The sequence below is a fragment of the Tomitella gaofuii genome (assembly GCF_014126825.1).
GTDB classification, from domain to species: domain Bacteria; phylum Actinomycetota; class Actinomycetes; order Mycobacteriales; family Mycobacteriaceae; genus Tomitella; species Tomitella gaofuii.
Genome location: NZ_CP059900.1, coordinates 3,526,821 through 3,551,495, shown reverse-complemented (window position 1 = coordinate 3,551,495; position 24,675 = coordinate 3,526,821). Strand labels below are relative to the sequence as shown.

Genomic DNA, 24,675 nt, shown 5'->3' with positions numbered 1-24,675 from the left:
TTCAGCGACGGGTGGGGGACGGGCCGGATACGGGCATGTGTCCGGTGTCGACGGGCGGGGTGATGGTGACGAGGTCGGCGGGCTCCACGACGGAGAGTCGGTGCCACCGCCCGCGCGGGACGACGAACGCCTCACCGGACGCCACGGTGGAGGAGTTCTCGCTGTCCGCACCGTCGCCGCTGTGCAGATGCACCCGCACCGCGCCGGACCGCACGTAGAGCACTTCCTCCCCGTCGGGGTGGCGTTCCCACACGTCGGGGTGCACCGCGCTGTCGTCCTCGGCGCGGAAGGCCGCCACTATCCGCTCGCCTGCGGCGGCGCCGTCGGCCATGTGCTCACGCGGCGCCACCACCGCGCCGCCGCCCGGCCTGAGCCGGATCATCTCGCTGTGCAGGTCCAGAGGCTTGCTTGTATTTACGAACATGTTCCGAAACTACCATCGACGGACGCGAGTGTCGAAGGGTTCCGGTGGTTCGGCGGCGCCCGCGGATCGAAGGGGATACTGGTCGGATGACCGACCCCCACGTATCGCGCCGCCGTGTCGGGCGCCCTCCGGTCACCTCCCGCGGCGAGATCCTCGCGGCAGCCCGCCACCTCATCGACCGTGACGGTTGGGACAGGCTGACCATGCGCAGGCTGGCGTCGGAACTCGGCATTGGCCCGACGACGCTGTATCACCACGTGCGGGACCGCGAGGAGCTGCTGCTGCTCCTGATCGACGAGTACGCGTCCGGGATACCGCGACCGCCGCTGCCCGCTTTACCGCGCGAACGCATCATCGTCGCCGCGGCCACTCTGCACGATGCGCTGGCGGCGTGGCCGTGGGCGGCGGAGATCCTCACCTCGGATGGCTTCGTCGGATTGCTCGGCGAGCGCGCGCTGTGGACCGTCGAGACCATCGTCGCCGGAGCCATCGATCACGGCTGTACGCCAGATCAGGCGGTCCACGTTTTCCGGCACCTCTGGTATCACGCCGTCGGAGAGATCCTCGTCCGCGCGCACACCACGCGGCGTCCGGCTCCCGCCGGCGGCGCCGGCGCCCCGACGAGACGCGGCGCGTTCTTCGGCGACCTCGACGCCTCCTGGCTTCCGCAGCTGACCGCCCTCGGCGACCGATGGCCGGCGCTGGCGGCGCAGGACACCTATCGCATCGCACTCGCGGCGATCGTCGACGGGCTGCTCGCGCAGGGCGCTCCGGGGCCGTCGGCGTCATGACCTGGGCCGCGGCCTGTGAGTCCCGCGGCTCACGTAGCTGGTCGTCCGTTTTGTTCCCACAGGCGCGGTGGGGTCGCATCCGGCGGCGGAGGTGTGTCTGCGGCACCCATCGCCTGTGCGATGCCGTGAGCCGTTGCCGCGACGCATGTGACGTTCGAACTTCGAGCGCGATGGCAGCCGCGGCGCCCGGCCGTGACCGAGATGTGACGGGTGGGACCAGTGTGGTCACTGTTCGGCAACACTTGTGCTCCCCGTAACAGCACTGCGATAGCCTGCGATGGTGCTCATGGGGAGAGGGTGAACTTTCTTCGTCGCCGGTAGTGCGCACGGCTGAGGGCGTGCGCGCGCGGCACCTGGGCCGTCTATTGCAATTCCGATCAACGAGGTCTTTCCATGAGTCGCAGCAAGTCGAGCCGTCTGAGGAGGTTCGTGGTCGGTTCGGCCGCGGCCGCCCTGATCGCGGGTGTCATGCCCGTCGCCCTCGGGGGCGCCGTCGCCAATGCGGCCGAGGCTGCGCATGTCGACATGGACCAGAGCAGCAAGGTCGGGCCGCAGGAGTACGAGCTCGAGGTCTACTCGCCGTCGATGCAGCGCAACATCCAGCTCAAGGTGCTGGCCCCGGCGAACGCCGACGTCCCCACCCCGGTGCTGTACCTGCTCAACGGTGCCGGCGGCGGCGAGGACTCGGCCAACTGGACCGACCAGAGCGACGTCGACGCGTTCTTCAAGGACAAGCAGACCTACGTCGTCATCCCCCAGGAGGGCGCGTTCAGCTACTACACGGACTGGATCCGGCCCGACCCGGCCCTGGCCAAGAACCTCGGCAACAACGGCATCAACATGTGGCAGACGTTCCTCACCGAGGAGCTTCCCCCGGTGATGAACTCGTTCCTGCCCAACGCCAGCGGCAAGAACGGCCTGGCCGGCATCTCCATGTCCGGCAGCTCGGTGCTGGACCTGGCCATCCAGGCGCCGGAGCTGTACTCGGCGGTCGGCGCGTACAGCGGCTGCGCCATGACGTCCGACCCGGTGGGCAGCAGCTTCGTCAACCTGGTGACCGCGGCGGGCGGGGCCAACTCGGCCAACATGTGGGGCCCCGTCGGCGGGCCGCTGTGGGTGGAGCACGACCCGTACGTCAACGCGGCCAAGCTGCCGCGCATCCCGATCTTCGTCTCGTCGGGCAGCGGCCTGCCGGGCGTGCACGATCAACTCAACGATCCGCGCATCGCCGGCAACATGGGCAAGCTGGCCGGGCAGATGATCACCGGCGGCGCCATCGAGGCCGCCACCAGCGCGTGCACGCACATGCTGCAGCTGCGCACCGACTCTCTGGGCATGGACAACATTCACTACGACTTCCCCGTCGGCGGCACCCACTCGTGGGGCTACTGGCAGGACGACCTGCACCAGTCGTGGCCGATGCTGGCCGCGGGCATGGGGGTCCAGTAAGGGCGTCCATCACGGACGACGGCGCGGCCCCGGCATTCTGGAGATGCCGGGGCCGCGCCCTTTCGTGTCCCGGCGCCGGTAGCGGCCGGGCCGGGGAGGTCTTACGAGAAGACCTCGGGGAGGGCGCTGATCGCCAGGACCAGGTCCATCGAGCCGGAGATGCCCTTGCCGATGGCCAGGGACGGGCTCATGGAGCCGGCGAGGCCTCCGAGCGGGCCGGCGATCTCCTCGAGCTGTTCAATGCTTCCCATGATGTCTCCTTGACGTGTGGTGTCTGGGTTCGGACCGTGCGGTGTGGCTCAGGAGGCGGCGGCGAGGCTGCCGGCGAGAGCGATCGAGCCCGCAGCGGCGGCCGGAAGGGCGATGGACAGCTCCAGGGCGCCCTTGACGCCGCCACCCGCGGCGACGGAGCCGTCGACGACGTCCTGGACGGCCTTGATCTGGTCGACGATGTGGTCGGGAAGCATGGTTCCTCCTAGTCGTGGTGGGCCTCCCCCTGGGGGCCCGTGGGTTGTGCCGTCGCCGTCCGAGAGGGCTCGGTGGCGAGCGCCGGCGGGGATGTCGTCGTGCCGACGCGGTGGCAATGCAAGGGTAAGTGCAGCATGCTGAACGCTTGGTTACCGGGCGGTAAAACCTGGGCAACCGTTGTGAACGTGCAGCTCAAAGCCGCAGCAGCGGAGCGATTGTGGTCAACGGCACAGTGGCGTGCGCGCGACCTCCGGGCCTACCGTGGATGCGGCGGCCGGTGCCGTAGCGGCTACTCGGCCGGCGCGTTCGGAACGTTGCTGCCCAGGTCGGCGCTCAGCGTGGACGCGGTGTCGATGACGTTGACGAGCTGCTTGAGCGTCTCGAACGCGGCGGACAGGGTCGTGCTCACAGATCCTCCTCATTGCCTGAACTTCGGACAGTGCGAAGGTTAGCCAATCCTAAGCCAATGTGGCGAACCGGGTGGCGCAGATCACGGGAGGCGGTGGGGGCGAAGGAGTCCTGTGGGGGGTCAAGACATGCAACGACCCCGCACCGGGGGGGATGGTGCGGGGTCGTGCGCGGCTCGTTGGCCGCAGACCAGCCCGCGGGGTGGGGGTTCCCCGGGGTGCTGGGGTCTAGGGGGCAGGCGGCGGCGCGCTGGATGCGACACCGGCATTGAGCAGCATGAACAGGCCGAGGGAGGCGGCCGCGCCGCCGAGGACGCCCGCGAGGGCGCCGAAGATGCCGGAGACGGCCTTGAGCTGGCCGGCGAGAAGTTGATCCATGGGAACTCCTTGATGAGGTGAGGCCGACGACGATGAGCAGGCGTCATCGGGCAGTGAGATTGAGCTGGAGCGACAGCGAAGGGTGATCGATCCAGGTGATCAATGCGGTGCGAAGGCCTTGAATGCGCCGTCGATGGCGAGCGCGAGGCCGATAGCGCCGGCGACGCCGCCTGCGATGCCCGCGAGGGCGCCGAGGGTGGCGATGGATCCGCCCTTACTGTTGCCGATGCTGCCGAGCAGTTCCTCGTCGGTGATCGAACCCTGAAGTGAACCTGCCATGACTATCTCCTTGCTGAGTGCGTGTGTGCGGTCAGCCCCGACTGACCACGTGCGTGATTGGCGTCACTAGTACAGAGCGGCGCGACGGCAATCACAACACAGGTCCCACTCATCGGTATTGGATTGTGAGTGACATCTCATGTTGTCAGTTATGGCTACTTTTCGGTAACCGCGACACCACGGGGACACGTGTACTGCCAGCGTCTAGGGTGTTTCTCGTGGCTGCACATTTTGACGTCGTCGTCCTCGGAGCAGGCCCCGGAGGCTATGTCGCCGCGATCCGCGCGGCACAGCTCGGGCTGAGCACCGCCATCATCGAAGAGAAGTACTGGGGTGGTGTATGCCTGAACGTCGGCTGCATCCCCTCCAAGGCGCTCCTCCGCAACGCGGAGCTGGCGCACCTGTTCAACAAGGAGGCCAAGACCTTCGGCATCAGCGGTGAGGTGAGCTTCGACTTCGGGGCCGCCTTCGACCGCAGCCGCACGGTGGCGGACGGGCGCACCAAGGGCGTCCACTTCTTGATGAAGAAGAACAAGATCACCGAGTTCGAGGGCCGCGGCACCTTCACGGACGCCAAGACCATCGAGGTGGCGCTGACGAACGGTGGCAGCGAGACCGTCACCGCGGAGAACGTCATCCTCGCCACCGGCTCCACCACGAAGCTGCTGCCCGGCACGCGGCTCAGCGACAACGTCGTCACCTACGAGAAGCAGATCATGACGCGTGAGCTGCCGGAGTCGCTGGTGATCGTCGGCGCCGGCGCCATCGGCATGGAGTTCGGCTACGTCTACGCCAACTACGGCGTCAACGTGACCATCGTCGAGTTCCTCGACCGCGCCCTGCCCAACGAGGATCCGGCCGTCTCCAAGGAGATCACCAAGGCCTACAAGAAGCTCGGCGTCACGCTCATGACCGGCGCCGCCGTGCAGAGCATCAACGACCGGGGTCACCAGGTCACCGTCGAGGTCAAGGACAACAAGACCGGCAACACCGAGACTCTCGTGACCGACAAGGTCCTGCAGTCCGTCGGGTTCGGGCCCAACGTGGAGGGCTTCGGCCTGGAGAACACGGGCGTGGCGCTCACCGACCGCGGCGCAATCGAGATCGATGAGTACATGCGCACCAACGTGCCCGGCGTGTACGCCATCGGCGACGTCACCGCCAAGCTCATGCTGGCCCACGTGGCCGAGGCGATGGGCGTGGTGGCGGCCGAGGTGATCGGTGGCCACGAGACGTTGCCGCTGGGCGACTACCGCATGATGCCGCGCGCCACGTTCTGCCAGCCGCAGGTGGCCAGCTTCGGACTCACCGAGGAGCAGGCCGAGGCCGACGGCCACGACGTGAAGGTCACCAACTTCCCGTTCATGGCCAACGGCAAGGCGCACGGCCTGGGCGACGCGACCGGCTTCATCAAGCTCGTCGCCGACTCCGCCCACGGCGAACTGCTGGGTGGGCACCTCATCGGACCCGACGTCTCCGAGCTGCTGCCGGAGCTCACCCTGGCGCAGAAGTGGGACCTCACCGCCGAGGAGGTGGCGCGCAACGTGCACACGCACCCGACGCTCTCCGAGGTGATCAAGGAGGCCGCGCACGGCATCTCCGGGCAGATGATCAACTTCTGACGCGTCAGACCAACGCGGCGTCCGCGCGGCGTGCCGGTGGCAGTGATGTGCACCGGCACGCCGCGCGGTGCGTTGCGGCGGGGTGGCGGCCTTTCCCCGCACGGCGAACCCCTTTGATTCTGGTTGCACTTGCAAGTGGAACCGGGATATCCTCAGTTTCAGAAGCAAGGAGGTGTGGCCGTGAGCGCGGTGGTCGATCGAGGCGTCGGGAAGACGACACTGACTGTGACGCCTGAACAGATGGCGCAAGCCGAGGCGGTTGATCCGGAAGGTCTTCAGTCGCTTGTGCCGGCGGAGCTCGCGCGAATCCTCTCGACTGTCGTCCAGATCGTTGCCGATGGCGGGACGGTGACTATCGGAGCGATGCCCGAGGAGTTGACCACGACATCTGCCGCCGACCTTCTCGGTGTCTCCCGGCCGACGCTGATGAAGTTGATCCGAGAAGGCCGGATCCCGGCGCACAAGGTCGGCACGCACACCAGGCTTGGCGCCTCCGACGTGCTCGCTTTCAAGGATCGGAAGAGGGAACAGCAGCGGGCAGCTCTGCAGGACCTGCGCGATTTCGAAGAGTCCGAAGGCCTGGAGTACTGAGCATTCGATCCGGTGGGATCGTGGATGACAGTCACAGCAGACAGCTATTGTCGCGTGGTGAGTTCTTCCGTGCCGAGTGTCCTCCCCGATACGAACGCGCTGTTCTCAAAGACACTGCGAGACTGGATCTGTCTCATTGCTTTCCGGTCGGGCCCACCGCTGTTCCATCTCCGCTGGACCGAAGATGTCCTCGCCGAGCTGGTCTACCACTTGCGCCGGCAGTTCCCGCACTTCTCTGATCGTCAGGTCGGGGGAGTGCGGGACAAGATCGTCGGAGTCTTTGGCGAGGACAGTCGGATCTGCGGCTACGAGATAGACCGCAGCCTCGACTACACCGATCAGTACGACGAGCATTTGCACGCTGCAGCAGAACACGGTGACGTTCAGTACGTGATCACTGACGATCGAGGATTCCATCGTTTCGCCGAACTCAATGATGATCGGCTGGGCTACGAGGTATACACCCCCGATGACTTCCTGATGCTCGTTCATCGAGACGCGGCCGCCACTGTCCGCGAGGCGTTGCTCCTGCAGATCGAGTATCACCGCAGATCGGGTAAACCGTTCAATCTCGCTACCATGCTCGAAGGCGCACAGGCTCCGAACTTCGCAAGCGCGGTGCGCGACCTACTCCAGGAGCCGAGTGTGGCGAACATCCTTGCAAGCAGCGCTGGGGAATCCATGTAGGCGACCAACCGTTCGTTGCACGCGGACAAGGCGCTGCACGGCAAGCATGGGCGTCGGTCATACGTCCGGGACCGCCAGGTACGCCATCAACTGTCCGGCGACCTCCACCGGGTGACTCTTGGCGGCCAGGTGTCCGCCGGGCACCAGATCCGCCTCGACGCCGAGACGCTCGCGCGCCAGCCGCACCTGGAACCCGGCGGGGAACAGGCGGTCGTCTGCGCCCACCATCACGTGGATCGGGACCGCCGGCCAGGCGTCGAACGTGCACGGCTGCCAGAACGGCGTGGCGGCCGGCTCGCGATCGCCGGCAATCATCTCCGGGCGCCGGTGCTCCGGTACGTCGTGCAGGAACGTCTCCACCAGGTCGAACTCGTCGGAGCGGCCGGCGGCGGCATTCGCGGCCCGCCGTGCCTCACCCGACCCGGTCGCCTCCGACCACTGTGAGGGAGTCTCGCCGGGCAGCGGGATCATCGCATTGAGCAGCACGATCCGGCCCACTGATCCGTTGCCGCCGACCATCGGCGCCGTGAATCCTCCCAGCGACTGCGCGACCAGCACCACGCCGCGCCGGCCCCCGATCGCCTCGTCGACGATGGCCGCGTACTCGGGCAGCCCCCACTCCGGGTCGTCGCCGGGAATCTCGACAGAGATGGCGGTGTGGTCGTGCGCGGCGAGCTCCGCCGCCACCTCGCGCCAGTACACCTCGGCCGCCCCGCCGGCCCCGGGGATCAGGATGAACGTCGCCATGTCCGCTCCACTCCGTCGTGCCTGCTGTCATGCAGACCGGGCCGGGCGGCGCGAATCATCGCCGGCGCCGGGGGACCGCCGACGAGCAAGTACTTTCTGCACGATTCCGCGGCCGAAGTGGCAGAAAGTGCTTGGTCGGCGCGGCGGGACCGGGCCCGGCGCGCCACAGCCGCCACGCCCCGGCTCAGGACGCGTCGAGGCTCCCCAGGTACGCCGCGAAATCGGCGATGGCCCGCGGGTTCTGCGGCCCCTCGGTGAGCTGCGGGTAGGTGAGCGCGTAGAAGTTGCCCTCGCGCACCGCGGTGGTGGTGGACATGAGCGGGTGGCGGCGCAGGAACTCCTCCTTGGCGTCCACCGTCGTGTTGCCGTAGTCGTTGATGAGGATCACCTGGGGGTCGCGGTCGGCGGCCGCCGCAAAGCTGACCGAGGTCCAGCTGTCGTCGAGCTCGCCGAAGATGTTCACGCCCCCGGCCCGGGTGATCACGTCGTTCGCCGCCGCGTTGGCGCCCACGGTCAGCGGCTGGTCGGTGCCGCCGTCGTAGAGGAACACCCGCGGCGCGGGCTCGTCGGCCGGGATGGTCGCCTGCGCGTCGGCGATGGTCTGCTTGTAGCCGTCGACGAGCTCGCGCGCCCGCTCCTCGACGCCGAAGATCCGGCCCAGGTTGGTGATGTCGGTGTAGAGGGCGTCGATGGGGTCCATGATTCCGCGGGCCGAGCTGTCACCCTGGCGGCACGATTCGGTGAGCACGTAGCTGGCGATGCCGACGTTCGCCAGCGCCTGCGGGGTGACGCCGCTCGAATCGGTGAAGCCGTAGTTCCAGCCGGCGAACACGAGGTCGGCCTCCGCGCCCTGCACGAGCTCCTTGTTGATCTTGGTGCCCAGTTGCGGCGTGGCGGAGAACGCGTCCTTCCACGGCGACACCGCGGTGTTGTCCACCTTCGACGCGCTGAGGATGTAGCCGGCCATATGGTCCTGGAGGCCCAGCGCGAACATCATCTCGGTCATGTTGATGTCGTTGACCACCACACGCTGCGGAGGAGCGTCGAAGGTGCGCTCCACGCCGCAGTTGGTGACCGTCACCGGGTACCCGGGGGTGGCCGCGTCCGCGGCGGGCTGGACCTGTGCGCCGCAGCCGGCGAGCAGGGCGGCGGCCGCGGCGAGGGCGGCGGCGGGGACGGAGCGTCGGATTCTCATGCGGGTGTGGTCTCCTCCACGGTGGTGACGGCGGCCGGAAAGGCGCTGTCGCGGGCGGTGTCGGGCGAATAGAGCAGCTGCGGAACGCCGGTCTCCGGGTGCGCCACCACGTGCGCGTCCACGCCGAACACGGCGCGCACCAGGCCGGGTGTCACCACCTGGCGCGGGGTGCCCGCCGCGACGATGGCGCCCCGGTCCAGCACGTGGATCCGGTCGCAGAACATCGCGGCCAGGTTGAGGTCGTGCAGCGCGGTCACGACGGTGATCCCCAGCTCGCGCACCCTGCGCAGCACGTCGATCTGGTGCTTGACGTCCAGGTGGTTGGTCGGCTCGTCGAGGATGAGCACCCGCGGCTGCTGGGCCAGGGCCCGGGCGATGAGCACCCGCTGGCGTTCCCCGCCGGACAGCTCGAGGAACGGCCGCCCGGACAGGTGCCCGGCGCCGGCGGTGCGCAGCGCGTCCACGATGACCTGGCGTGCGTCCGCCGCGTCGCGGCCCAGCAGCCCGGTGTGCGGCAGGCGCCCGGTGGCCACCACCTCGTCGACGGTGAAGCCGAACTCCACGCTCGACTGCTGGCTCAGGGCTGCCAGGCGCAGCGCGCTCTCCCGCATCGTCATGCCCCGCAAGTCCGCATCGCCCAGCAGGATCCGGCCCGCGGTGGGGCGCAGCGCGCGGTAGCAGCACTTGAGGATCGTCGACTTGCCGCTGCCGTTGGGCCCGACGAGGCCGACCACCTCGCCGTGGCGCGCGCTCAGGCCGACGTCGCGGACCAGTGTCTTCGCGGAGACCTCCACGGTGAGGTCCTCGATGGTCAGATCCATGCGGCCGTCCTTCCATGATGGGTCTCGGCGGGGTGCGGGCCGGATCATGTGCCGCCGAACGTGTAGCGGCGGGCGCGCATGAGCAGGATGAACGTGGGCACGCCGACGAACGCGGTGATGGCGCCGATGGGCAGCTCCGCGGGGGCGACGACGGTGCGGCTGAGCACGTCCGCCCACACCATGAACACCGCGCCCAGGACCGGGGCGACGGCGAGGACGCGGGTGTGGTCGGCGCCGACGAGCATGCGCGTCACGTGGGGCACGACGAGGCCGACGAAACCGATGGCCCCCACGATCGCGACCAGCGTCCCGGTCATCGCCGCGCACACCACGAACAAGTACACGCGGAAGCGCTGTGCGTGCAGGCCGAGGCCGCTCGCGACGTCGTCGCCCATGACCAGCGCGTTGAGCTTGGGCGACCACACGGCCAGGAGCAGGCCGCCGCACACCGTCACCGCGGCGGCGATCGGCAGGGACGACCAGCGGGCCGACGCCAGGCTGCCCAGCAGCCAGAACATCACCGACTTGGCGTCCTCGCCGCGGGGGGACACGAAGATCATCACCGTGGTGACGGCGGAGAACCCGTAGGCCATGGCGGTGCCGGTGAGGACGAGGCGCAGCGGCGACAGGCCCTCGCGGGTGCGGGCCGCGACGTAGACGAGGACGGTGGCGACGAGGGCCCCGGCGAACGCGGCCAGCGAGACGGCCGCGGCTCCCAGCACGGCGAGCGTGCCGAACAGGATCACCGAGGTGGCCCCCACCGCGGCGCCGGACGAGATGCCCAGGACGAACGGGTCGGCGAGCGCATTGCGCACCATCGCCTGCACCGCCACGCCCACCATGGACAGGCCCGCGCCGACGACGATCGCCAGCAGGACGCGCGGCAGACGGGTGTCGGCGATGATGCGGTACCGGGTCACCTCGTCGGCCGTGATGATGTCGCCGGTGACGAAGGCGTGCAGGTAGTGGAGGGTCTCGGACCAGCTGATGGGCACGGTGCCCATGCCCACCGCCGCCACCGCGGACGCCGCGAGCACCACGGTGAGGGCGGCCACCCAGGCCGCAGTGCGCATTGCAGGAGCTGTGAAGCCGCGCGTCACGCCGCCGCGGCGGCGCGCGGATGGTGCCGTGTCCAGCATCGTCGGTGTCCTCGCCTGGTCCAGGCGTGAGGGCACGGGGCGGCGCGCCGGCGCACAACGGCTGCCGGCGAGGCGGACCCGGCGTGCTCCTCGACGCCGTCGGTCACCGCACGCGGTCTCCGCGCGGTGTGCTGGCAGGTCTTCGGACTCACGGGCGTGTGCTGACGCACGGCCTAATGGTCGCCGCTTCCCAGTGGCATCACGCCGGACGCGTGTGCGCTCCCAGTGCTGTTGACGACGGTCGTTCCCGTATACCGCTGCGGGCCAGTTCCGGATTCACACCGGATTCCCTCTTGCCCCGCCCGGCGCTCGGAGCTTTCCGAACCGGGCAGACCAGCAATGCTGCGAATGCTAGCAGCAGCCGCAGTGCGACGGTCGGAGACGCGGGTCGGAGGATCCGGCTCAGCGTGCGTGCTCGCCGGCGTCCAGGACCGCCGCGGTGTCCAGGGCGCCGGTGACGAGCTGCCGCGCGATGTCGGTCAGCCGTGTCCGACGGGCGCGGCCGTAGTCGCGCAGCACGGCGAACGTCTCGTCGATGGGCAGATCCCCGGCGTGGGCGAGCACACCCTTGGCCTGCTCGATGATCACCCGGCTGTTGAGCGCCGTCTGGAGCTGCTCGGTGAGCACCTCCCCGTGCCGGATGGCCCGCTCGGACAGGATCCCGATCGTGGCGGTCTCCGCCAGCGCGCGGGCCACATGCTGGTCCGCCTCGGACAATGTGCCGGGGGTCGTGCCGAAGAGGTTCAACGCCCCGATGGTCTGGTCGCGCAGCCGCAACGGCACGGTGTGCACGCTGCAGTATCCGACTCTGAGTGCTTCCGGGGTGAATGTCGGCCAGCGGCCGGCGGTCGCCGCCAGGTCGGCCACGGACACCGGGCTTCCGGTGCGGAAGCAGTCCACGCACGGCCCCTCGTTGACCTGCAGCTGGAACAATTCGAGCAGTTCGGTGCGCTCGGCCGACGATGCCACCAGTTGCAGGCTGCCGCGTTGGTCGGCGAGCAGCATCCCGGCCTCGGCGACGCCGAGCAGTTCGACGCAGTATTCGGTGAGCCGGTGCAGTAGTTCGACTGTGTCGAAGTCGTCGACGAGCGTGTCGGCCATCTCGACGAATGCGTCGACGAGGCGCGACTCGCGGCCGCGCGGTGAGGGGATGTCCATGGCGGGTCCTGACGTTGACGATCGACGGCGAACGGTACGGGGAGCGTGTCGGGTCACTGCGTGATGGCCTCCGGCGGCAGGCGTCCGGTGGTGATCTCGGCGGCGACGTCGGCGATGTCGATGCCGGCGGCGAAGGCGTGTCCGCGCATGCGCGCCATCGCCTCGTCGACACCGATGCGGTGCGCGGACACGAGCATGCCGGCGGCCTGGTGCACCACCGCCCGCGGCAATGACAGGTCTTCGAGGCGCTCATCTCCCAATGCTATTGCGAGCAGGGCCGCGGTGGCCAGATCCACCAGCCGCAAAGTGGTGGCGAGATCGGCCGGGGTCAACCAGCCGGGGCTGCGCCGGTACAGGCTCATCGTGCCCGCTATTGCGGCGCCGCTGTGCAGCGGAAACGCGAAGACCGCGCCCACGGGGCGGCGGGCGATCTCGGCGGCGAACACCGGCCAGCCGCGTGCGGCGTCGGCGGACAGGTCCGCAACCAGCACCGGCCGGCGCTCGGTGAACGCCTCGATCGCGGGTCCTTCGCCGAGGGTGTCGTGCACGGACTCGATCGCCGCCGCCGTCTCATCACTGGCGTACAGCACCTCGCGCATGCCTCCGCCGACTATCCCGCCGCCGGCGGAAACCGAGGCGCCGTCGACGGGCAACAGCCGCGCGCAGGCGTCGCAGACCACCGCGAGCGGCCCGGTCCCGCCCGCGCCGCTGCGCAGCTCGGCGGCCATAGCCGCGCGCACCTCCGCGATGCCTGCACGATCCGGGTGCGGTTCGTCGCCGTCGGGGCCTGGAAGAGTCACCGTGAACACGCCCGCAGAGCCGGCGAGCCTGTGCGCATCAGCAGTCTCCATCCGACAAGGGCGTGTGTATTCCCGCGGCCTTCGCAGGCCACGGCCGCATCGGACCAACGCTACCGGAGCGTCGGCATCGCGTGCGGGATGCTCGACGAGTGCGTTGTGCGGACGTCACGATCGCAATCGGCTGACAGGACACGCCGTTGCTGGCAGCATGGAGGCAACTACCCCGGACCCCGGTAGTCGACCAGATGAGTGCGGCAACCGGAAGGTTTCCCATGCCGATGCATACCCGTATCCGGTCCTGCTACACATCCGGCGGTGAGGACGAATTCGCCTCGGCCATAGGACAGCTCGTCGCCGCTGCCAAGGCTGCGGTCCCCGTCGCGGCCTACGCGGGCATCACAGGTTCGACGCATCACGCGGAGGTGCGGAGTTACGGCGCGACCGACTCGGTGATCGACGGCCTCGTCCGGTCGCAGACGGCGCGGCACCGGCCGTGGCCGCTCGTATCGGGCGGTTCGCGCACCATCACCATCGCTGATACTGCGGCGGACGGACGGTGGCCCGAGTTCACCTCCGCCGCCCGCCGGTCCGGTATCGGCAGCATCCTCGCGGTGGGACTGTCCGAGGAGGACCCCGCACTCGGGACTCTGAGCTTGTACGCCACCGACGCGGGAGCATTCACCGACGGCGACGAGACGATCACCGCCGTGTTCGCCGGCCGCGCCGCCGCCTTGCTGCGGAGCCACGCTGACGGCGGCGACTGCGACGGTAACGACGGCGACGGCGACGGAGACACCGGCAGCCGGGACGGCGCACCGCTCGTCGTCGAGGTCTGCGGCGATATCGACTCGGCCAATGCGGCGGCGTTCGCGCTGCAGCTTTCGTGGCTTCCCGCGCGTGACACGATCGTGCACTTGGCCGGGCTGCAGTTTTGCAGTGCCCGCGGCCTCGAGCTGTTGCTCGAGCACAGCAGGCGGCTCGCCGAGAACGGCGCCTCGCTGTGGCTCGCCGACTGCCCGCGCGCGCTGTGGCGGGTCATCGGCCGCCTGCGGCTCGACGAGGCGTTGCCGGTTCTCGGTACGTCCCCGCGCGCCGCGCCGCCGGTCACCGACTCCGCAGGACAATGGGCCGCGCGTCGAGGCGCACCGGGGCAGGCCGCGGCTCACATGCGACGGAGCCGCCGCTGAACGAGCGCCGGACGGGCCCGATCATCGATCATCGTGGTCCGGCACCGCCTCTGCCGCCTGCACCGAAGAGTTGCTTGAGTATGCGGAACGGCAAGGTGATCACATTGATGATCGTGTCGAGTACGGCGCTGATCGCGCCTCCGCCTCGGCGCGCGGGTCCGGACATCGCGTCCACCTCATCTCGATTGATGCGCGCGCCGCTCAGCGTGCGTCGTCGCGGTCCCAGCAGCCCGGCACGGTCACCGGCACCGGGAAGGTCATCGGGGGCATGTCGGCGAACTGGAAGGTCGCGTCGACGCTGGTTCCGGGGCGGTGCTTGCCCGGGAGGGTGATGGGGTCGATGTCGATGCGCGACAGGGACTCGAGCACGGTGCCGGCCGGTGCGCTGCACGAGCTGTCCACCGGTTGCACAGGGACCCCGGCGGCGGGCAGCCCGGTGGGCGTGATGCCCGCGATCTGCCGCGCGGTCGGCGTCGACAGTGATCCGCGTGCGCACAGCAGCGCCGAACCGCCGTCGATGGTGACCGGCGTGCCGTTGATCGCGATGGACTCCAGCCGGTAGTCGGCGGCGGGGCTCGCGTTGGCGGCGTTGAACACCAGGTGATAAGGGTTGAGATCGTCCAGAGCCTGGTCGGTGGCCAGCAGAAGCTGCACGTTGCTCAGCGTGATGTCGTCGTTGACCATCCTCTTGGTGATCCCCTGCGCGGCCGAGTCCTGGCCGATCCCGACCTCGTCGCCGAACTCCGGCTGGGTCTGGGTGATCTGCCCGGCGCTGCACGCCGAGAGGCTCAGCACTGCGGTGACGGCGAACGCGGCCAGTGCGGCAGGTCTGCGTCGGCTCCGGCGACTGCGGCGAATCAGCGCGCGTCCCATCGGGCGGTCCTCCCAGCGGTAGTGACGTCCCCGCCCGCGGCCGACCTGACTGATCACACCCGGGCGAGCTGCCGTGCATCCGATGCTACGGAAAGGGATTAGCCGGTACAGCGATTTGCAAACCATCACGGGGCGCCGCCGCGCGCGCACCGCCGTATCGCGCGCCCGTTCGGCCGGCGCTATCTCGCAACCGGCGCGCGGCGTCGCGTGCGGAGCGCCGGCGGCGATGTGGACAGCGGCGTCGGCGGAGTCCCGGCCGCACGTCAGACGGTGGGGTCCCCGTTCCACAGTCGTTCCGTCACGTTCTGCAGCGAGACCAGTGCCACCGGGTCGCTGCTGCGCAGGAGGGTGGGCCCGCTGACGATGGCGCGCACCGTGGAGCCGTCCCAGTGCACCAAGTCGATGATGTTGTCGGCATGCCGACGGAGGTAGGAGGTCATCGGCGGGGGAGTGAGCGCGGCAGCCACGTCGCGGAAGATGGAGCCCGATTTGCAGCTGGTCAGCCAATTGCGCCCGTACCCGAGCATGTCCTCCGCCGCCGGGTTGGCGTAGATGATGTCGCCGTCGTCGTGCACCGAGAGGATCGGGATGTGCAGTCGGTCCAGCAGCGTCAGACTGGGCAGCGACTCGAGGAATCCCAGCGGAGAGGTGGGCTGCGGGCGCCGCCGTTCAGAAGCCGTCATCGTGCACGGACCCCCATCTCCCGACCTTGGTCGATTGTGGCCATCACAGTATCCCAATTGCGGGAGATCCGGGAGGGAGTGCTAATCGGCGTGGAATGTTATTCAATGGATGCCGTGCCCGCAGGCCGCGGCCGACGGGCATCGAATCCGCTGCTGTGCCGCAGTGCGCGACACGTCCTGAAGGGGTGGGCGCATGGAGTTCATCGCATCGGCCGACGCGTTCTCCGCAGGACCCGGTTTCGCCGGCGATGGGCGGCTGCCGCGCGTGTCCTTCGCCGACGAGGACGGCGGCTGCACCGTCGTCGCGGCGACCCCGTCCGCAGAGCCCGGCCTGTGGCACGAGTACCTGTGCGGGGCACGCGAGAGCTACCGGCGCTTCGGCGTCGAGAAGGCGCTGGGGATCGACGGCATGCGCGACGGCCGCAGCACCGCCGTGTTCTTCACCGCGGTCGACGGGACCGGCACGGTGGTCGGCGGCGTCCGCGCGGTAGGCCCGTTCCGATGCGTCGAGGATTCGCACGCTCTCGTGGAATGGGCCGGGCAGCCCGGACTGGACGGGGTGCGCGCGATGATCTCCGCACGTCTTCCGGGCGGCGTCGCGGAGATGAAGGCCGCGTGGGCCGCCCGCGGCGCGGGCCGCGTGGCCACCACGCTGGCACGCGTCGCCGTGCACACGATGACGCTGCTGGGCGTGCGCTTCGTCATGGCCACCTCCGCCGCCTACGTGCTGGACCGGTGGTGTTCGTCGGGCGGGATCGTCGCCGACGCGGTAGCGGCCACCCCCTACCCGGATGCCCGTTACCGGACGCGGATCATGTGGTGGGACCGGGAGGACGTGCTGGTCAACGCCGAGCCTGGGCAGGCCCTCAAGATAGCCGAGGAAACGGCCGTGTTCGCCGCGTCCGTCGGCGGCGATCCGGAGGCGCAGCCGTGACGGGCGCCGTCGACGCGCACGCCCGCGTGCTCGATGCACGCGCCCCGGCGGATCGGGAACGGATCGACAGGCTGCGTGTCGACCCGGCCGTCGAGGTGCTCGACACGCTGGCGCAGCAGCGCGACGGGCTGGCGGCGCTCATTCCGGCGCCGGGCGCCGCCGTACTGGACGAGCCGCCGCGGTGGATCCACTACCCGTGGCGCCGCGCATTGGTGGCGTTGCTGGGCCCGCACGGGTACCGGCGCCTGCGCCTCGACCGCAATCGCCACAAGATCACCGCCGACGAGCAGGAGCGGCTGGGCGCGCTCACCATCGCGGTGGTCGGGTCCAGCGCGGGATATGCGGTGGCGCAGCAGCTGGCGCTCGAGGGGGTGTGCGGGCGGCTGCGGCTGGCGGACTTCGACCACCTGGAGGCCACCAACCTCAACCGGGTGGCGGCAGGGGTGCTGGAGTTGGGGCTGAACAAGGCGGTGGTGGCGGCCCGCCGCGTCGCCGAACTCGACCCCTACCTGCCGGTGCGCGCCTACCCGGAGGGGGCGACGCCCGCAGGCCTGGACGCGCTGCTGGACGGTGTCGACATCCTCGTGGAGGAGTGCGACGCGCTGGAGATGAAGGTGCTGCTGCGCGAGCACGCACGCGCCCGCGGCATCCCGGTGCTCATGGCGACGAGCGACCGCGGCCTGCTGGACGTGGAGCGCTTCGACTCCGAACCCCGGCGGCCCGTGCTGCACGGGGTGCTCGGCGGGGTGGACGGCGCCCGGCTGGCCGGCCTCTCCGCCGCGGACAAGGTGCCGTATGTGCTGCGGATACTCGACGCGGCCCGCCTGTCCGCGCGCGGGGCCGCATCGCTGCTGGAGGTGGGACACAGCATCGGCACCTGGCCGCAGCTGGCCGGCGACGTCGCGGCAGGCGCCGCGGCCGTGGCCGCGGCGGTGCGGCGGATCGGCACCGGACGGCCGCTGCCGTCGGGCCGGATCCGCATCGACATCGACGACGCCTTGGACGGTCTCGCGCTGGACGGGCCGGCTTCGGGCGATCGTGCGCCCGCCGGGCGCACGGCGGGCGGTGCCGGGGCGGTGTGCGGTGCGGAGGCGGCGTCGGCCGATCCGGGCGAGGCGGAGCCTCCGGCGGACCCGGCGGCCGCGGTGGCGTTCGCGGCGGCGCGGGCGCCGTCCGGCGGGAACGCCCAGCCGTGGCTGATGGACGTGGGTGCCGACGGGCTGACGCTGCGTCCGGATCCCGACGCGTCGGTGACCATGGACTTGCACGGTCGCGGCAGCGCGGTGGCCCTGGGCGCGGCGCTGTTCAATGCGCGTGCGGCCGCGGCGGCGCACGGGATCCTGGGGCCGGTCACGATCGACGGGGGCACGGGGGGTGCGGACGCGGCGGGGTTGCGCGTGCACCTGCGCTTCGGCGGCAGTGCCGGAATCGGTGGCGGTGACGGCGATGATGCGGCGCTCGCCGCGTCGTACCGGGCCGTCCTGCGGCGTGAGACCAACCGCAACACCGGCCGCCCGCGGGACCTGGGCGCCGAGGCGGAGGCGGGCCTGCGCGCGGCAGCGTGCGGCGAGGGCGGCGGCCTGCACCTGCTGACCGGGCGCGGGCCTATCGCGGCGGCGGCGCGGGTGCTCGCCGCCGCGGACAGGACGCGGTACCTCGACCCGCGGCTGCACGCCGAGATGGTCGCCGAACTGTGCGAGCCGGGCCCGGACGGCGTGTCGCCCACGGGCATCGACGTGCGATCGCTGGGGCTCACCGACGCGGCGCTCGCCGTGCTCGGCGTGGTCCGCCGCACCGACGTGATGGACGCCCTGGCGCAGTGGGATGCCGGCGCGGCGCTGGGCGAAGACACGCGCACCCGGATCCTGTCCGGCTCCGCGCTGGCGGTGGTCACGTGCCCCGGCCGCTCGGCGGCCGACCATGTGCGCGGCGGCGCGGCCACCGAGGCGGTGTGGGTGTGCGCCGAGGCGCTGGGCCTGTCGGTGCATCCGATGTCGCCGGTGTTCCTCTACGCCCAGGATCGCGACGATTATCCGGTGCTCTCCCGCGAACGTGCCGACGCGCTGCGGCACCTGCACCGCGCGTTCGACGGGATCGTCGGGCTGGCTGCGGACCGCCCGCCCGCGCTGGTGTTGCGGCTCTCGCACGACGCGGCCCCGACCCGGGTGCGCAGTCGCCGTCGCGCGCCGGACACCGCAGGGGCGGCCCGATGACACGCAGCCTCGAAGCTCTGGTGACCCACGTGGCGACCGCGCTCATGGGGGCCGACGCGGCGTCCGCCCGGGCGATCAGCGAGGACATCCTCGGCGACGTCGTCGGCCACTTCGGTGTGGACGCGAGCTTCCTGCGCCGCAACGAGCACGATATCCGCGCCACGCGGCTGGTCGCCGAATGGCCGCCGCGCAGTGCGGACGAGGCCTCCGACCCGTTGCGGCTCGTCCACTTCGCCGACGCCGACCCCGTCTTCGCCGCCATGGAGCACTTCACCGAGCCCACGTTCATCCGCCCCGGCCCGGAGACCTCGGAGTATCAGCGCCACATCCGGGTGAGCCGCAGCGTCGCGGCGACATCGGTGGCGGCCGTGCCGCTGCGCTCCGGCGACGTGACGACGGGGGCGCTCGGGTTCGTCAAGTTCGGCGACCGCTCGTGGGACGAGCTGGAGGTCAACGCGCTGCAGGCCATCGCGTCACTGTTCGCCCAGCTGCACGCGCGGATCGAGGCCGAGGAGCGTCTGCGTCACATCGCCGACCACGACGAGCTGACGGGGCTGTACAACCGGCGCGCCTTGTTCCGCGAGCTCGACAGGAGACTGTCCGCGGGCCGCGGAGAGTGCATCCCGATCCTGTTCCTGGACCTCGACCGGTTCAAGTCCATCAACGACTACCTGGGGCACGCGGTGGGCGACGAGTTCCTCCGGGTGTTCGCGGACAGGCTGCGCGAGCAGGCCATGGCCGGCGACTTGGTGGCGCGGCTGGGCGGCGACGAGTTCGTCATCCTGCCCGCCCGGCCGATGACCACTTCCGGTGCGTATGCGGAGGCCACCCGGATCCGCCGCGCGGTGCGCGAGTACGTCAGCGTGGGCGGCGAACGCGTGATCCGCACGGTGAGCATGGGCGTGGCTCTGGCAGCGCCCGGCGCGGCCACCACGACCAGCCTGATGCGCCGTGCCGACACCGCCGCCCGCACCGCCAAGCGGGCCGGGGGCGATTCGGTGACGGTGCTGAGCGCGGAGATGTCCGCGGAGGCGGACTTCCGCTCCGACGTCGAGATGCACCTGCCTGCCGCCATCGCGCACGGCGAGCTGCGGCTGCACTACCAGCCGGAGGCCGACCTGCGCACCGGCCGCATCCTGGCCGTCGAGGCGCTGGTGCGTTGGCAGCATCCGGTCCGCGGACTGCTGCCGCCCGGCGAGTTCGTCGGCATCGCCGAGTCGATGAACCTTGCGGGAGCGCTGGGGGATTGGGTTCTGCAGCGCGCCTGCCGGGACTTCAGCGGTTGGCGTGCCCGGGGCGCTCCGGAGGATGTGGTGCTGCGCGTCAACGTGTCGCCCGCGCAGCTGGTGTCCACGCGCATCGTCGGCACCGTGGAGGCGGTGCTCACCGAGTACGGCCTGCCCGGTTCGTCGTTGTGCCTCGAGATCACCGAGCACGTGGTGGTGCGTGATCTGGACGCCATCCGCGACACGCTCCGGGCGCTGCAGGTACTGGGCGTGTACCTGGCGATCGACGACTTCGGCACCGGCGCCAGCGTGCTCTCACACCTCAAGCACCTGCCCGTGGACGTGCTCAAGATCGACCAGGGCTTCGTCCGCAACCTGGGCCGCAACGCGGCCGACCTGGCCATCGTGCGGGCCATCATCTCGCTCGCCGCGGGGTTCGGCCACGAGATCGTGGCCGAGGGGGTGGAGACGTCCATTGCCGCGACGATGCTGCTGGAACTCGGATGCCACCGGGCGCAGGGCTTCCTGCTCTACCCGCCGGTGCCCGCGGCCCGGATGGCTGCGCTTCTCGTCCACGCGGACGGGGGCGACCGGCAGGGGGACGAGGTGGAACTGCCGCTGGACCGGTTCCGGGCGTGACGGTGCGGCCTGAGGGCAACGCCGTCATCGCCGTCAGGGGAGCCGCTGGCGGCGGTGGTGGCGGGCCGAGCTGCCGATCGCCTCGTGGTACCGGGGCAGCAGGCTCTGCGGGACCAGGCCCGGCACCAGCAGTAGCCACAGGCTCTCCAGGACGGAGACGGCGTCGCGGGCGTCGCGCATGGTCCGCGCACCGATGCCTGCGCCGATCATGGCGGCGAGGACCACCTGCGCCAGTGCGTCGTCTGTGGCGCCTGTGCTGTCCGGGGCGCCCGCGGCGGGCAGCACGTGTCCCTGTTTGCGGGCGTCGCGCAGCAGCCGGGAGAACTCGGCGCGGTCCCGCCTGCGCGACGCGGCGACCTCCTCCCAGGCGTCGTCCACCTCCCGCAGCAGGCGGTCGCCGGCCAGGCAGAACACGTCCCCGTCGCGCAGGGCCGCCAACGCCATGGTCTCGTCGATGAGCGTCTCCAGCGCGGGCGCGCCCGACGCCGCCGCGGCCCGGCGGACCTGTGCCGCGTGCTGCTCGCGTACTGCGATGATCTCGCGCGCGAGGGTGTCCTTGGAATCGAACTGCGCGTACAACTCGCCCGGCTTCACCTGCGCCAGGGTGATGATCCTGTCGACACTCGCCGAAGGGTAGCCGTAGGCGCCGATGATCTCGGCGGCGGCGGCCAGGATCTCCTGGCGCGTTCCGCTGCCGCCGTCGTGCCGCGTCATCTGCACTCTGGTCACCCCGGCTGTTCGTCGGAGGGCCTTTCGGGGCGCCTGCGGCCGCGCGGAAGGCCCACGCGGCCAGGCTGACCGCTGATCACAGAATATCGCAATGCCCGGCCGCCGATGCGCGATGACACGCGTCCGGCCGTAGCGGTCCGGCCGCGGTCAGTCCGGCAGGGTGACGCCGGTGGCCGCGGCCTTCGCCGCCACGGCATCCGGGAAGATGTTGCGGAACAGGTACAGGTCGCTGCCGAGCGCCCAGCCGGGCGCGAGCACGGCCGCATACCGTTCGAAATAGCCGAGCTGCTTGCCGAACAGCACCAGCTCCTCCGGGCTGGCCGCCCCCCACTGCCGGCCCACCTCGATCAGCGCCATGATGAGGTCGGACAGCCGCAGCGCGGCCAGGTCGCCCGCCAGCACCGGCGCCAGCACGGCCTGCAGCTGCACGCCCACCTCGCCGTCGGTGGCGGCGGTGCCGGAGGCGTAGCCCAGCGCCCGGATGCCGACGGCCACCCGCGCGAAGTCCCCGTCGATGGCCGTCGCGTAGAACATGTCGCGCAGGATCGTCCGCCACGTCTCCGGCAGCTCGCCGACGATGCCGAAATCCAGCAGGGCGATGCGCCCGTCGTCGAGCATCCACAGGTTGCCCGCGTGCACGTCGCCGTGGAACGGGCCGTGCACCACGATGGACTCCAGCCAGGCCTTGACCCCCCGGCGGATCAGCAAGGTGGTGTCCCGCCCGCTGTCCTTCAGCTGGTCGAACTGGTCCAGGGGCACCCCGGACAGCCGCTCCATGCAGATCACGCGCGGGCCGCAATGGTCCCAGTACACCTCCGGCGCCGTGACCTCCGCGTTGTCGCCGAACGCCCACAGATTCTCGCGCAACCGCTCCTGACGGGTGGCCTCGAGCGCGCTGTTGAGCTCGCCCACCGTCGCCTGGTGCAGGTCGCGGATGATGGCCGTGGCGTTGGCGACCCGGAAGAACTCGATGAGCCGCTCGAGCAGGTGCGCACCGGCGTACGCGGTGTGCAGATCCACCAGCATGCGGTGGCGGATCCCCGGGCGCTGCACCTTGATCACCGCGCGCCGGCCGTCGCGCAGCTCGCACGCGTGCACTTGGGCCACCGACGCCGCCGACAGCGGCACGTCGTCGAACGCGGCGAACATCTCCGTCACCGGATGGCCCAGGTCCTCCTCGACGACGCGGCGTGCCGCCGACGCGGGCACCGGCGGCACGTCGTCGAGGCAGCGCAGGCAGGCGTCGGCCAGCGGGGCGGGGAACACGCCCGACGACGAGGCCATGAGCTGGCCGAGCTTGACGAACGTGGGCCCCAGCGCGATGAACGCGCCGACCACGCCCAGCGACGCGGCCTCGGCGAGCGTCGCCTCGCTGCCGCGCAGCCGCCGCCACGGCCACCGCACCACCGCCCATGCCACGGACACCACGAGCACGAACGCGATGACCACGGCCCGGGCCAGCTCGGCGACGCCCACCCGAGACAGCGGCGGCACGTCCACCACGAGGGCCTCCGGCGGCGGGCCGTCGGCGTAGGGGCCCACCGGGCCGGGCGTGCCGGCAAGGCCGGGGCCGGACGCGACGGCGGGCGGGGTCATGCGGTGCCTGACGGCTGGGCGATGCGGAACCTGGTCGGCGCGGTCATGCCGGGCCCGCGGTCAGTCCGCGTAGTCGCGCTGCACACGCAGCACGCCCAGGGTCGTGGCCAGCGAATCGTACTGGCCCACCAGCATCACCAGCTCGATCAGCTGGCGCCGGTCGAAGTACGACGCGACGGTGGTCCACGTGTCGTCGTCGACGTCGCGCCGCAGCACCAACTGGTCCACGGCGAGCAGCAGCGCGCGCTCGTTGGGGTGCCAGCCGTCGGCCTCCGGCCCCGCGAAGACGCGCTGCAGAACGGCGTCGTCGATGCCCACGCGCGCGCCCAGCCTGCGGTGGTGGTCGATCTCGTAGTCGCAGCCGCGCAGGTGCGCCACGCGGAGGATCACCAGCTCGGTCTCCCGCCGGCGGATACGGCCGAACGGCATCATCATCGCCGAGAAGTGCAGCCACCCGCGGAACAGCCCGCGCGCCCGGCCCAGCGTGGAGAAGATGTGCGCGTCCGGCACCCCCGTCACCAGCGACGCGGTACGGCAGAACGCCCAGTTGAGCACGCCGAGCTCGCGGAACCCGCCGGGCTGGATGCGCGGCGGCTCCGGCACCACGTGCGGGCGCGGCGCGGTGTCCGTGGACGACGGATCGGTGCGGGCGGGTCGGGCAGGCATCACAGTCACTCCGGTTGCGGCGTGGTCAGGTCGGGGTGCTCGTCGCGGGCGATCTCCAGCGCCTGGGCCAGGCCCTTCTGCGAGCGCCGGTCCAGCACCGGCTGCACGGCCATCCGCACCGGCAGCAGGCCCGCCACCCACCAGGGGGCGACGATGCGGCGTGCGCGGGACGCCACGCCGCGCTCGATCCGGTCGATGGCCGGCCCCAGGGCGGTGGCGCCGGTGAACGAGCCGGCCGCGTTCATCGACGCGGCGGCCTTGGTGCTGAACCCGCGCGAGGTCATATCGGTGTCCAGCTCCGCGAAGTAGGCCACCCCCACGCGGGCGCCGGAACCGCGCAGCTCGGCGCGCAGCGTGTTGCCCAGCGCCTCGACGCCCGCCTTGGACGCGGAGTACGCGCCCATCAGCGGCAGGTGCGCCGCGGCGGCCGCCGACGAGACGGCCAGCGCGTAGCCAGACGGGTGCGCGATGTGCGGGCCGGCGGCGCGCAGGGTGTAGAAGCAGCCCAGCAGGTTCACCGCGACGGTGCGCTCCATCACCGTCGGATCGCCGCCGATGATCGGCATCTGCGCCGCGATGCCCGCGTTGGCGATCACCACGTCCAGGCCGCCGAGCTCGCCCACCAGGTCCGACACCGCATCGTCCACCTGCTCGCGGTGCGCCACGTTGCACTCGCGCCACGGGGCATCGCCGGCCTCGGCCGCGGAGGCCGCCAGCAGATCCGGCTCGAGGCCCGCCAGGGCGACGTGCGCCCCGCGTGCGGCGAACCGCTGTGCCAGCGCGGCGCCGATCCCGCGCGCAGCACCCGTGATGAGGATCCTGCGCCCCGCGATCGACGGCGGTGGCGATCCGAATCGAGAGGCCATGCGCAATGCTCCTGACGTGGCGGTGTCCGGTTTCACGGTACGTTCCGGCGTGCTCATCGGCACGGATCGAACTCCCGGGTAAGGTACCGGCCCCGCGCCGCATCGTG

Annotated in this window: 26 protein-coding genes and 1 riboswitch; of the genes, 9 read left to right on the top strand and 17 right to left on the bottom strand. The window is 70.8% G+C overall.

The genetic code is table 11. The features are described 5' to 3' along the window. Nucleotide 1 precedes the first annotated feature (1 nt). Entirely contained in the window at nt 2-424 is a 423-nt protein-coding gene (locus H4F70_RS16525; protein WP_182357977.1) for a cupin domain-containing protein, read from the bottom strand. 86 nt (nt 425-510) lie between these two features. Here H4F70_RS16525 and H4F70_RS16520 point away from each other — a divergent pair, with 86 nt between their 5' ends. Together H4F70_RS16520 and H4F70_RS16515 are read left to right on the top strand one after the other, a co-directional pair. After that, nucleotides 511-1,215, top strand: coding sequence for a TetR/AcrR family transcriptional regulator (locus H4F70_RS16520; protein WP_182357976.1), 705 nt, complete (start codon nt 511-513; stop codon nt 1,213-1,215). Nucleotides 1,216-1,608: 393 nt separating this feature from the next. Further along, a complete protein-coding gene (locus H4F70_RS16515; RefSeq protein ID WP_182357975.1) occupies nt 1,609-2,664 on the top strand; it encodes an alpha/beta hydrolase in 1,056 nt (351 codons plus the stop codon). Nucleotides 2,665-2,765: 101 nt separating this feature from the next. Here H4F70_RS16515 and H4F70_RS16510 read toward each other — a convergent pair whose 3' ends face one another. The 4 genes from H4F70_RS16510 to H4F70_RS16495 all read right to left on the bottom strand — a co-directional run bounded on the left by H4F70_RS16510 (nt 2,766) and on the right by H4F70_RS16495 (nt 4,196). Further along, entirely contained in the window at nt 2,766-2,915 is a 150-nt protein-coding gene (locus tag H4F70_RS16510; protein WP_182357974.1) for a hypothetical protein, read from the bottom strand. Between the two features lie 48 nt (nt 2,916-2,963). Further along, nucleotides 2,964-3,131 carry a hypothetical protein gene (locus H4F70_RS16505; RefSeq protein WP_182357973.1) on the bottom strand — a complete coding sequence of 56 codons (168 nt, stop codon included), beginning with the start codon at nt 3,129-3,131 and terminating at the stop codon, nt 2,964-2,966. A 636-nt stretch (nt 3,132-3,767) separates the two neighbouring features. Then, on the bottom strand, nt 3,768-3,917 hold the full coding sequence (locus H4F70_RS16500) for a hypothetical protein (protein WP_182357972.1): 150 nt from the start codon (nt 3,915-3,917) through the stop codon (nt 3,768-3,770). A gap of 99 nt (nt 3,918-4,016) precedes the next feature. Continuing rightward, nucleotides 4,017-4,196, bottom strand: a complete 180-nt coding sequence (locus H4F70_RS16495) for a hypothetical protein (RefSeq protein WP_182357971.1) — start codon at nt 4,194-4,196, stop codon at nt 4,017-4,019. Between the two features lie 218 nt (nt 4,197-4,414). Here H4F70_RS16495 and lpdA point away from each other — a divergent pair, with 218 nt between their 5' ends. The 3 genes from lpdA to H4F70_RS16480 all read left to right on the top strand — a co-directional run bounded on the left by lpdA (nt 4,415) and on the right by H4F70_RS16480 (nt 7,096). Continuing rightward, the gene (gene lpdA, locus H4F70_RS16490) at nt 4,415-5,818 is read left to right on the top strand and encodes a dihydrolipoyl dehydrogenase (RefSeq protein ID WP_182357970.1); all 1,404 of its coding nucleotides are present in this window, start codon (nt 4,415-4,417) and stop codon (nt 5,816-5,818) included. A gap of 180 nt (nt 5,819-5,998) precedes the next feature. Beyond that, nucleotides 5,999-6,409, top strand: a complete 411-nt coding sequence (locus H4F70_RS16485; RefSeq protein WP_182357969.1) for a helix-turn-helix domain-containing protein — start codon at nt 5,999-6,001, stop codon at nt 6,407-6,409. Between the two features lie 57 nt (nt 6,410-6,466). Continuing rightward, the gene (locus H4F70_RS16480) at nt 6,467-7,096 is read left to right on the top strand and encodes a PIN domain-containing protein (RefSeq protein ID WP_235681168.1); all 630 of its coding nucleotides are present in this window, start codon (nt 6,467-6,469) and stop codon (nt 7,094-7,096) included. A 57-nt stretch (nt 7,097-7,153) separates the two neighbouring features. Here H4F70_RS16480 and H4F70_RS16475 read toward each other — a convergent pair whose 3' ends face one another. The 6 genes from H4F70_RS16475 to H4F70_RS16450 all read right to left on the bottom strand — a co-directional run bounded on the left by H4F70_RS16475 (nt 7,154) and on the right by H4F70_RS16450 (nt 13,007). After that, nucleotides 7,154-7,843, bottom strand: coding sequence for an alpha/beta fold hydrolase (locus H4F70_RS16475; RefSeq protein WP_182357967.1), 690 nt, complete (start codon nt 7,841-7,843; stop codon nt 7,154-7,156). A 184-nt stretch (nt 7,844-8,027) separates the two neighbouring features. Continuing rightward, complete coding sequence (locus H4F70_RS16470) at nt 8,028-9,038, bottom strand: ABC transporter substrate-binding protein (protein WP_182357966.1); 1,011 nt, start codon at nt 9,036-9,038, stop codon at nt 8,028-8,030. Next, on the bottom strand, nt 9,035-9,859 hold the full coding sequence (locus tag H4F70_RS16465; protein WP_182357965.1) for an ABC transporter ATP-binding protein: 825 nt from the start codon (nt 9,857-9,859) through the stop codon (nt 9,035-9,037). Before H4F70_RS16465 ends, H4F70_RS16470 begins: the two co-directional genes overlap by 4 nt. Nucleotides 9,860-9,903: 44 nt before the next feature. Beyond that, nucleotides 9,904-10,932, bottom strand: a complete 1,029-nt coding sequence (locus H4F70_RS16460; protein ID WP_220471833.1) for a FecCD family ABC transporter permease — start codon at nt 10,930-10,932, stop codon at nt 9,904-9,906. 182 nt (nt 10,933-11,114) lie between these two features. Then, nucleotides 11,115-11,351, bottom strand: a riboswitch (cobalamin riboswitch). Nucleotides 11,352-11,400: 49 nt separating this feature from the next. Further along, nucleotides 11,401-12,156, bottom strand: a complete 756-nt coding sequence (locus tag H4F70_RS16455; protein ID WP_182357963.1) for a GAF and ANTAR domain-containing protein — start codon at nt 12,154-12,156, stop codon at nt 11,401-11,403. Nucleotides 12,157-12,209: 53 nt separating this feature from the next. Next, on the bottom strand, nt 12,210-13,007 hold the full coding sequence (locus H4F70_RS16450) for a GAF and ANTAR domain-containing protein (protein ID WP_182357962.1): 798 nt from the start codon (nt 13,005-13,007) through the stop codon (nt 12,210-12,212). A 221-nt stretch (nt 13,008-13,228) separates the two neighbouring features. On the opposite strand from H4F70_RS16450, the gene H4F70_RS16445 reads away from it, so the two are divergent. Beyond that, nucleotides 13,229-14,143, top strand: coding sequence for a hypothetical protein (locus tag H4F70_RS16445; protein WP_182357961.1), 915 nt, complete (start codon nt 13,229-13,231; stop codon nt 14,141-14,143). Nucleotides 14,144-14,344: 201 nt separating this feature from the next. Here H4F70_RS16445 and H4F70_RS16440 read toward each other — a convergent pair whose 3' ends face one another. Together H4F70_RS16440 and H4F70_RS16435 are read right to left on the bottom strand one after the other, a co-directional pair. Continuing rightward, nucleotides 14,345-15,016: a hypothetical protein gene (locus tag H4F70_RS16440; protein WP_182357960.1), complete on the bottom strand. Its 672-nt coding sequence runs from the start codon at nt 15,014-15,016 to the stop codon at nt 14,345-14,347. A gap of 263 nt (nt 15,017-15,279) precedes the next feature. Then, entirely contained in the window at nt 15,280-15,699 is a 420-nt protein-coding gene (locus tag H4F70_RS16435; RefSeq protein WP_182357959.1) for a PAS domain-containing protein, read from the bottom strand. A gap of 193 nt (nt 15,700-15,892) precedes the next feature. Between H4F70_RS16435 and H4F70_RS20695 the strand changes: the two genes are divergently transcribed. Genes H4F70_RS20695 through H4F70_RS16425 form a run of 3 tightly spaced genes read left to right on the top strand, consistent with a single transcriptional unit; the run spans nt 15,893 to nt 20,711 of the window. Continuing rightward, nucleotides 15,893-16,633: a hypothetical protein gene (locus tag H4F70_RS20695; protein ID WP_235681167.1), complete on the top strand. Its 741-nt coding sequence runs from the start codon at nt 15,893-15,895 to the stop codon at nt 16,631-16,633. Beyond that, nucleotides 16,630-18,846 (top strand): Rv1355c family protein, encoded by a 2,217-nt coding sequence (locus H4F70_RS16430; RefSeq protein WP_235681166.1) that lies wholly within the window; start codon nt 16,630-16,632, stop codon nt 18,844-18,846. Before H4F70_RS20695 ends, H4F70_RS16430 begins: the two co-directional genes overlap by 4 nt. Beyond that, nucleotides 18,843-20,711 (top strand): putative bifunctional diguanylate cyclase/phosphodiesterase, encoded by a 1,869-nt coding sequence (locus H4F70_RS16425; RefSeq protein ID WP_182357957.1) that lies wholly within the window; start codon nt 18,843-18,845, stop codon nt 20,709-20,711. Before H4F70_RS16430 ends, H4F70_RS16425 begins: the two co-directional genes overlap by 4 nt. 33 nt (nt 20,712-20,744) lie before the next feature. Here H4F70_RS16425 and H4F70_RS16420 read toward each other — a convergent pair whose 3' ends face one another. From H4F70_RS16420 to H4F70_RS16405, 4 genes are all read right to left on the bottom strand, one after another. Further along, complete coding sequence (locus tag H4F70_RS16420; protein ID WP_182357956.1) at nt 20,745-21,440, bottom strand: TetR/AcrR family transcriptional regulator; 696 nt, start codon at nt 21,438-21,440, stop codon at nt 20,745-20,747. A gap of 147 nt (nt 21,441-21,587) precedes the next feature. After that, nucleotides 21,588-23,036, bottom strand: a complete 1,449-nt coding sequence (locus H4F70_RS16415) for an ABC1 kinase family protein (RefSeq protein ID WP_182357955.1) — start codon at nt 23,034-23,036, stop codon at nt 21,588-21,590. A 60-nt stretch (nt 23,037-23,096) separates the two neighbouring features. Beyond that, nucleotides 23,097-23,702 carry a carboxymuconolactone decarboxylase family protein gene (locus H4F70_RS16410; RefSeq protein ID WP_182357954.1) on the bottom strand — a complete coding sequence of 202 codons (606 nt, stop codon included), beginning with the start codon at nt 23,700-23,702 and terminating at the stop codon, nt 23,097-23,099. 5 nt (nt 23,703-23,707) lie between these two features. Further along, nucleotides 23,708-24,568: an SDR family NAD(P)-dependent oxidoreductase gene (locus tag H4F70_RS16405; protein WP_182357953.1), complete on the bottom strand. Its 861-nt coding sequence runs from the start codon at nt 24,566-24,568 to the stop codon at nt 23,708-23,710. Nucleotides 24,569-24,675 lie beyond the last annotated feature (107 nt).

Bases quoted from the DNA above. Each gene is read 5' to 3' on its own strand.
- H4F70_RS16525 (WP_182357977.1), bottom strand. From the start codon at position 424: ATGTTCGTAAATACAAGCAAGCCTCTGGACCTGCACAGCGAGATGATC.
- H4F70_RS16520 (WP_182357976.1), top strand. From the start codon at position 511: ATGACCGACCCCCACGTATCGCGCCGCCGTGTCGGGCGCCCTCCGGTC.
- H4F70_RS16515 (WP_182357975.1), top strand. From the start codon at position 1,609: ATGAGTCGCAGCAAGTCGAGCCGTCTGAGGAGGTTCGTGGTCGGTTCG.
- H4F70_RS16510 (WP_182357974.1), bottom strand. From the start codon at position 2,915: ATGGGAAGCATTGAACAGCTCGAGGAGATCGCCGGCCCGCTCGGAGGC.
- H4F70_RS16505 (WP_182357973.1), bottom strand. From the start codon at position 3,131: ATGCTTCCCGACCACATCGTCGACCAGATCAAGGCCGTCCAGGACGTC.
- H4F70_RS16500 (WP_182357972.1), bottom strand. From the start codon at position 3,917: ATGGATCAACTTCTCGCCGGCCAGCTCAAGGCCGTCTCCGGCATCTTC.
- H4F70_RS16495 (WP_182357971.1), bottom strand. From the start codon at position 4,196: ATGGCAGGTTCACTTCAGGGTTCGATCACCGACGAGGAACTGCTCGGC.
- H4F70_RS16475 (WP_182357967.1), bottom strand. From the start codon at position 7,843: ATGGCGACGTTCATCCTGATCCCCGGGGCCGGCGGGGCGGCCGAGGTG.
- H4F70_RS16470 (WP_182357966.1), bottom strand. From the start codon at position 9,038: ATGAGAATCCGACGCTCCGTCCCCGCCGCCGCCCTCGCCGCGGCCGCC.
- H4F70_RS16465 (WP_182357965.1), bottom strand. From the start codon at position 9,859: ATGGATCTGACCATCGAGGACCTCACCGTGGAGGTCTCCGCGAAGACA.
- H4F70_RS16460 (WP_220471833.1), bottom strand. From the start codon at position 10,932: ATGCGCACTGCGGCCTGGGTGGCCGCCCTCACCGTGGTGCTCGCGGCG.
- H4F70_RS16455 (WP_182357963.1), bottom strand. From the start codon at position 12,156: ATGGACATCCCCTCACCGCGCGGCCGCGAGTCGCGCCTCGTCGACGCA.
- H4F70_RS16450 (WP_182357962.1), bottom strand. From the start codon at position 13,007: ATGGAGACTGCTGATGCGCACAGGCTCGCCGGCTCTGCGGGCGTGTTC.
- H4F70_RS16445 (WP_182357961.1), top strand. From the start codon at position 13,229: ATGCCGATGCATACCCGTATCCGGTCCTGCTACACATCCGGCGGTGAG.
- H4F70_RS16440 (WP_182357960.1), bottom strand. From the start codon at position 15,016: ATGGGACGCGCGCTGATTCGCCGCAGTCGCCGGAGCCGACGCAGACCT.
- H4F70_RS16435 (WP_182357959.1), bottom strand. From the start codon at position 15,699: ATGACGGCTTCTGAACGGCGGCGCCCGCAGCCCACCTCTCCGCTGGGA.
- H4F70_RS20695 (WP_235681167.1), top strand. From the start codon at position 15,893: ATGGAGTTCATCGCATCGGCCGACGCGTTCTCCGCAGGACCCGGTTTC.
- H4F70_RS16425 (WP_182357957.1), top strand. From the start codon at position 18,843: ATGACACGCAGCCTCGAAGCTCTGGTGACCCACGTGGCGACCGCGCTC.
- H4F70_RS16415 (WP_182357955.1), bottom strand. From the start codon at position 23,036: ATGACCCCGCCCGCCGTCGCGTCCGGCCCCGGCCTTGCCGGCACGCCC.
- H4F70_RS16410 (WP_182357954.1), bottom strand. From the start codon at position 23,702: ATGCCTGCCCGACCCGCCCGCACCGATCCGTCGTCCACGGACACCGCG.
- H4F70_RS16405 (WP_182357953.1), bottom strand. From the start codon at position 24,568: ATGGCCTCTCGATTCGGATCGCCACCGCCGTCGATCGCGGGGCGCAGG.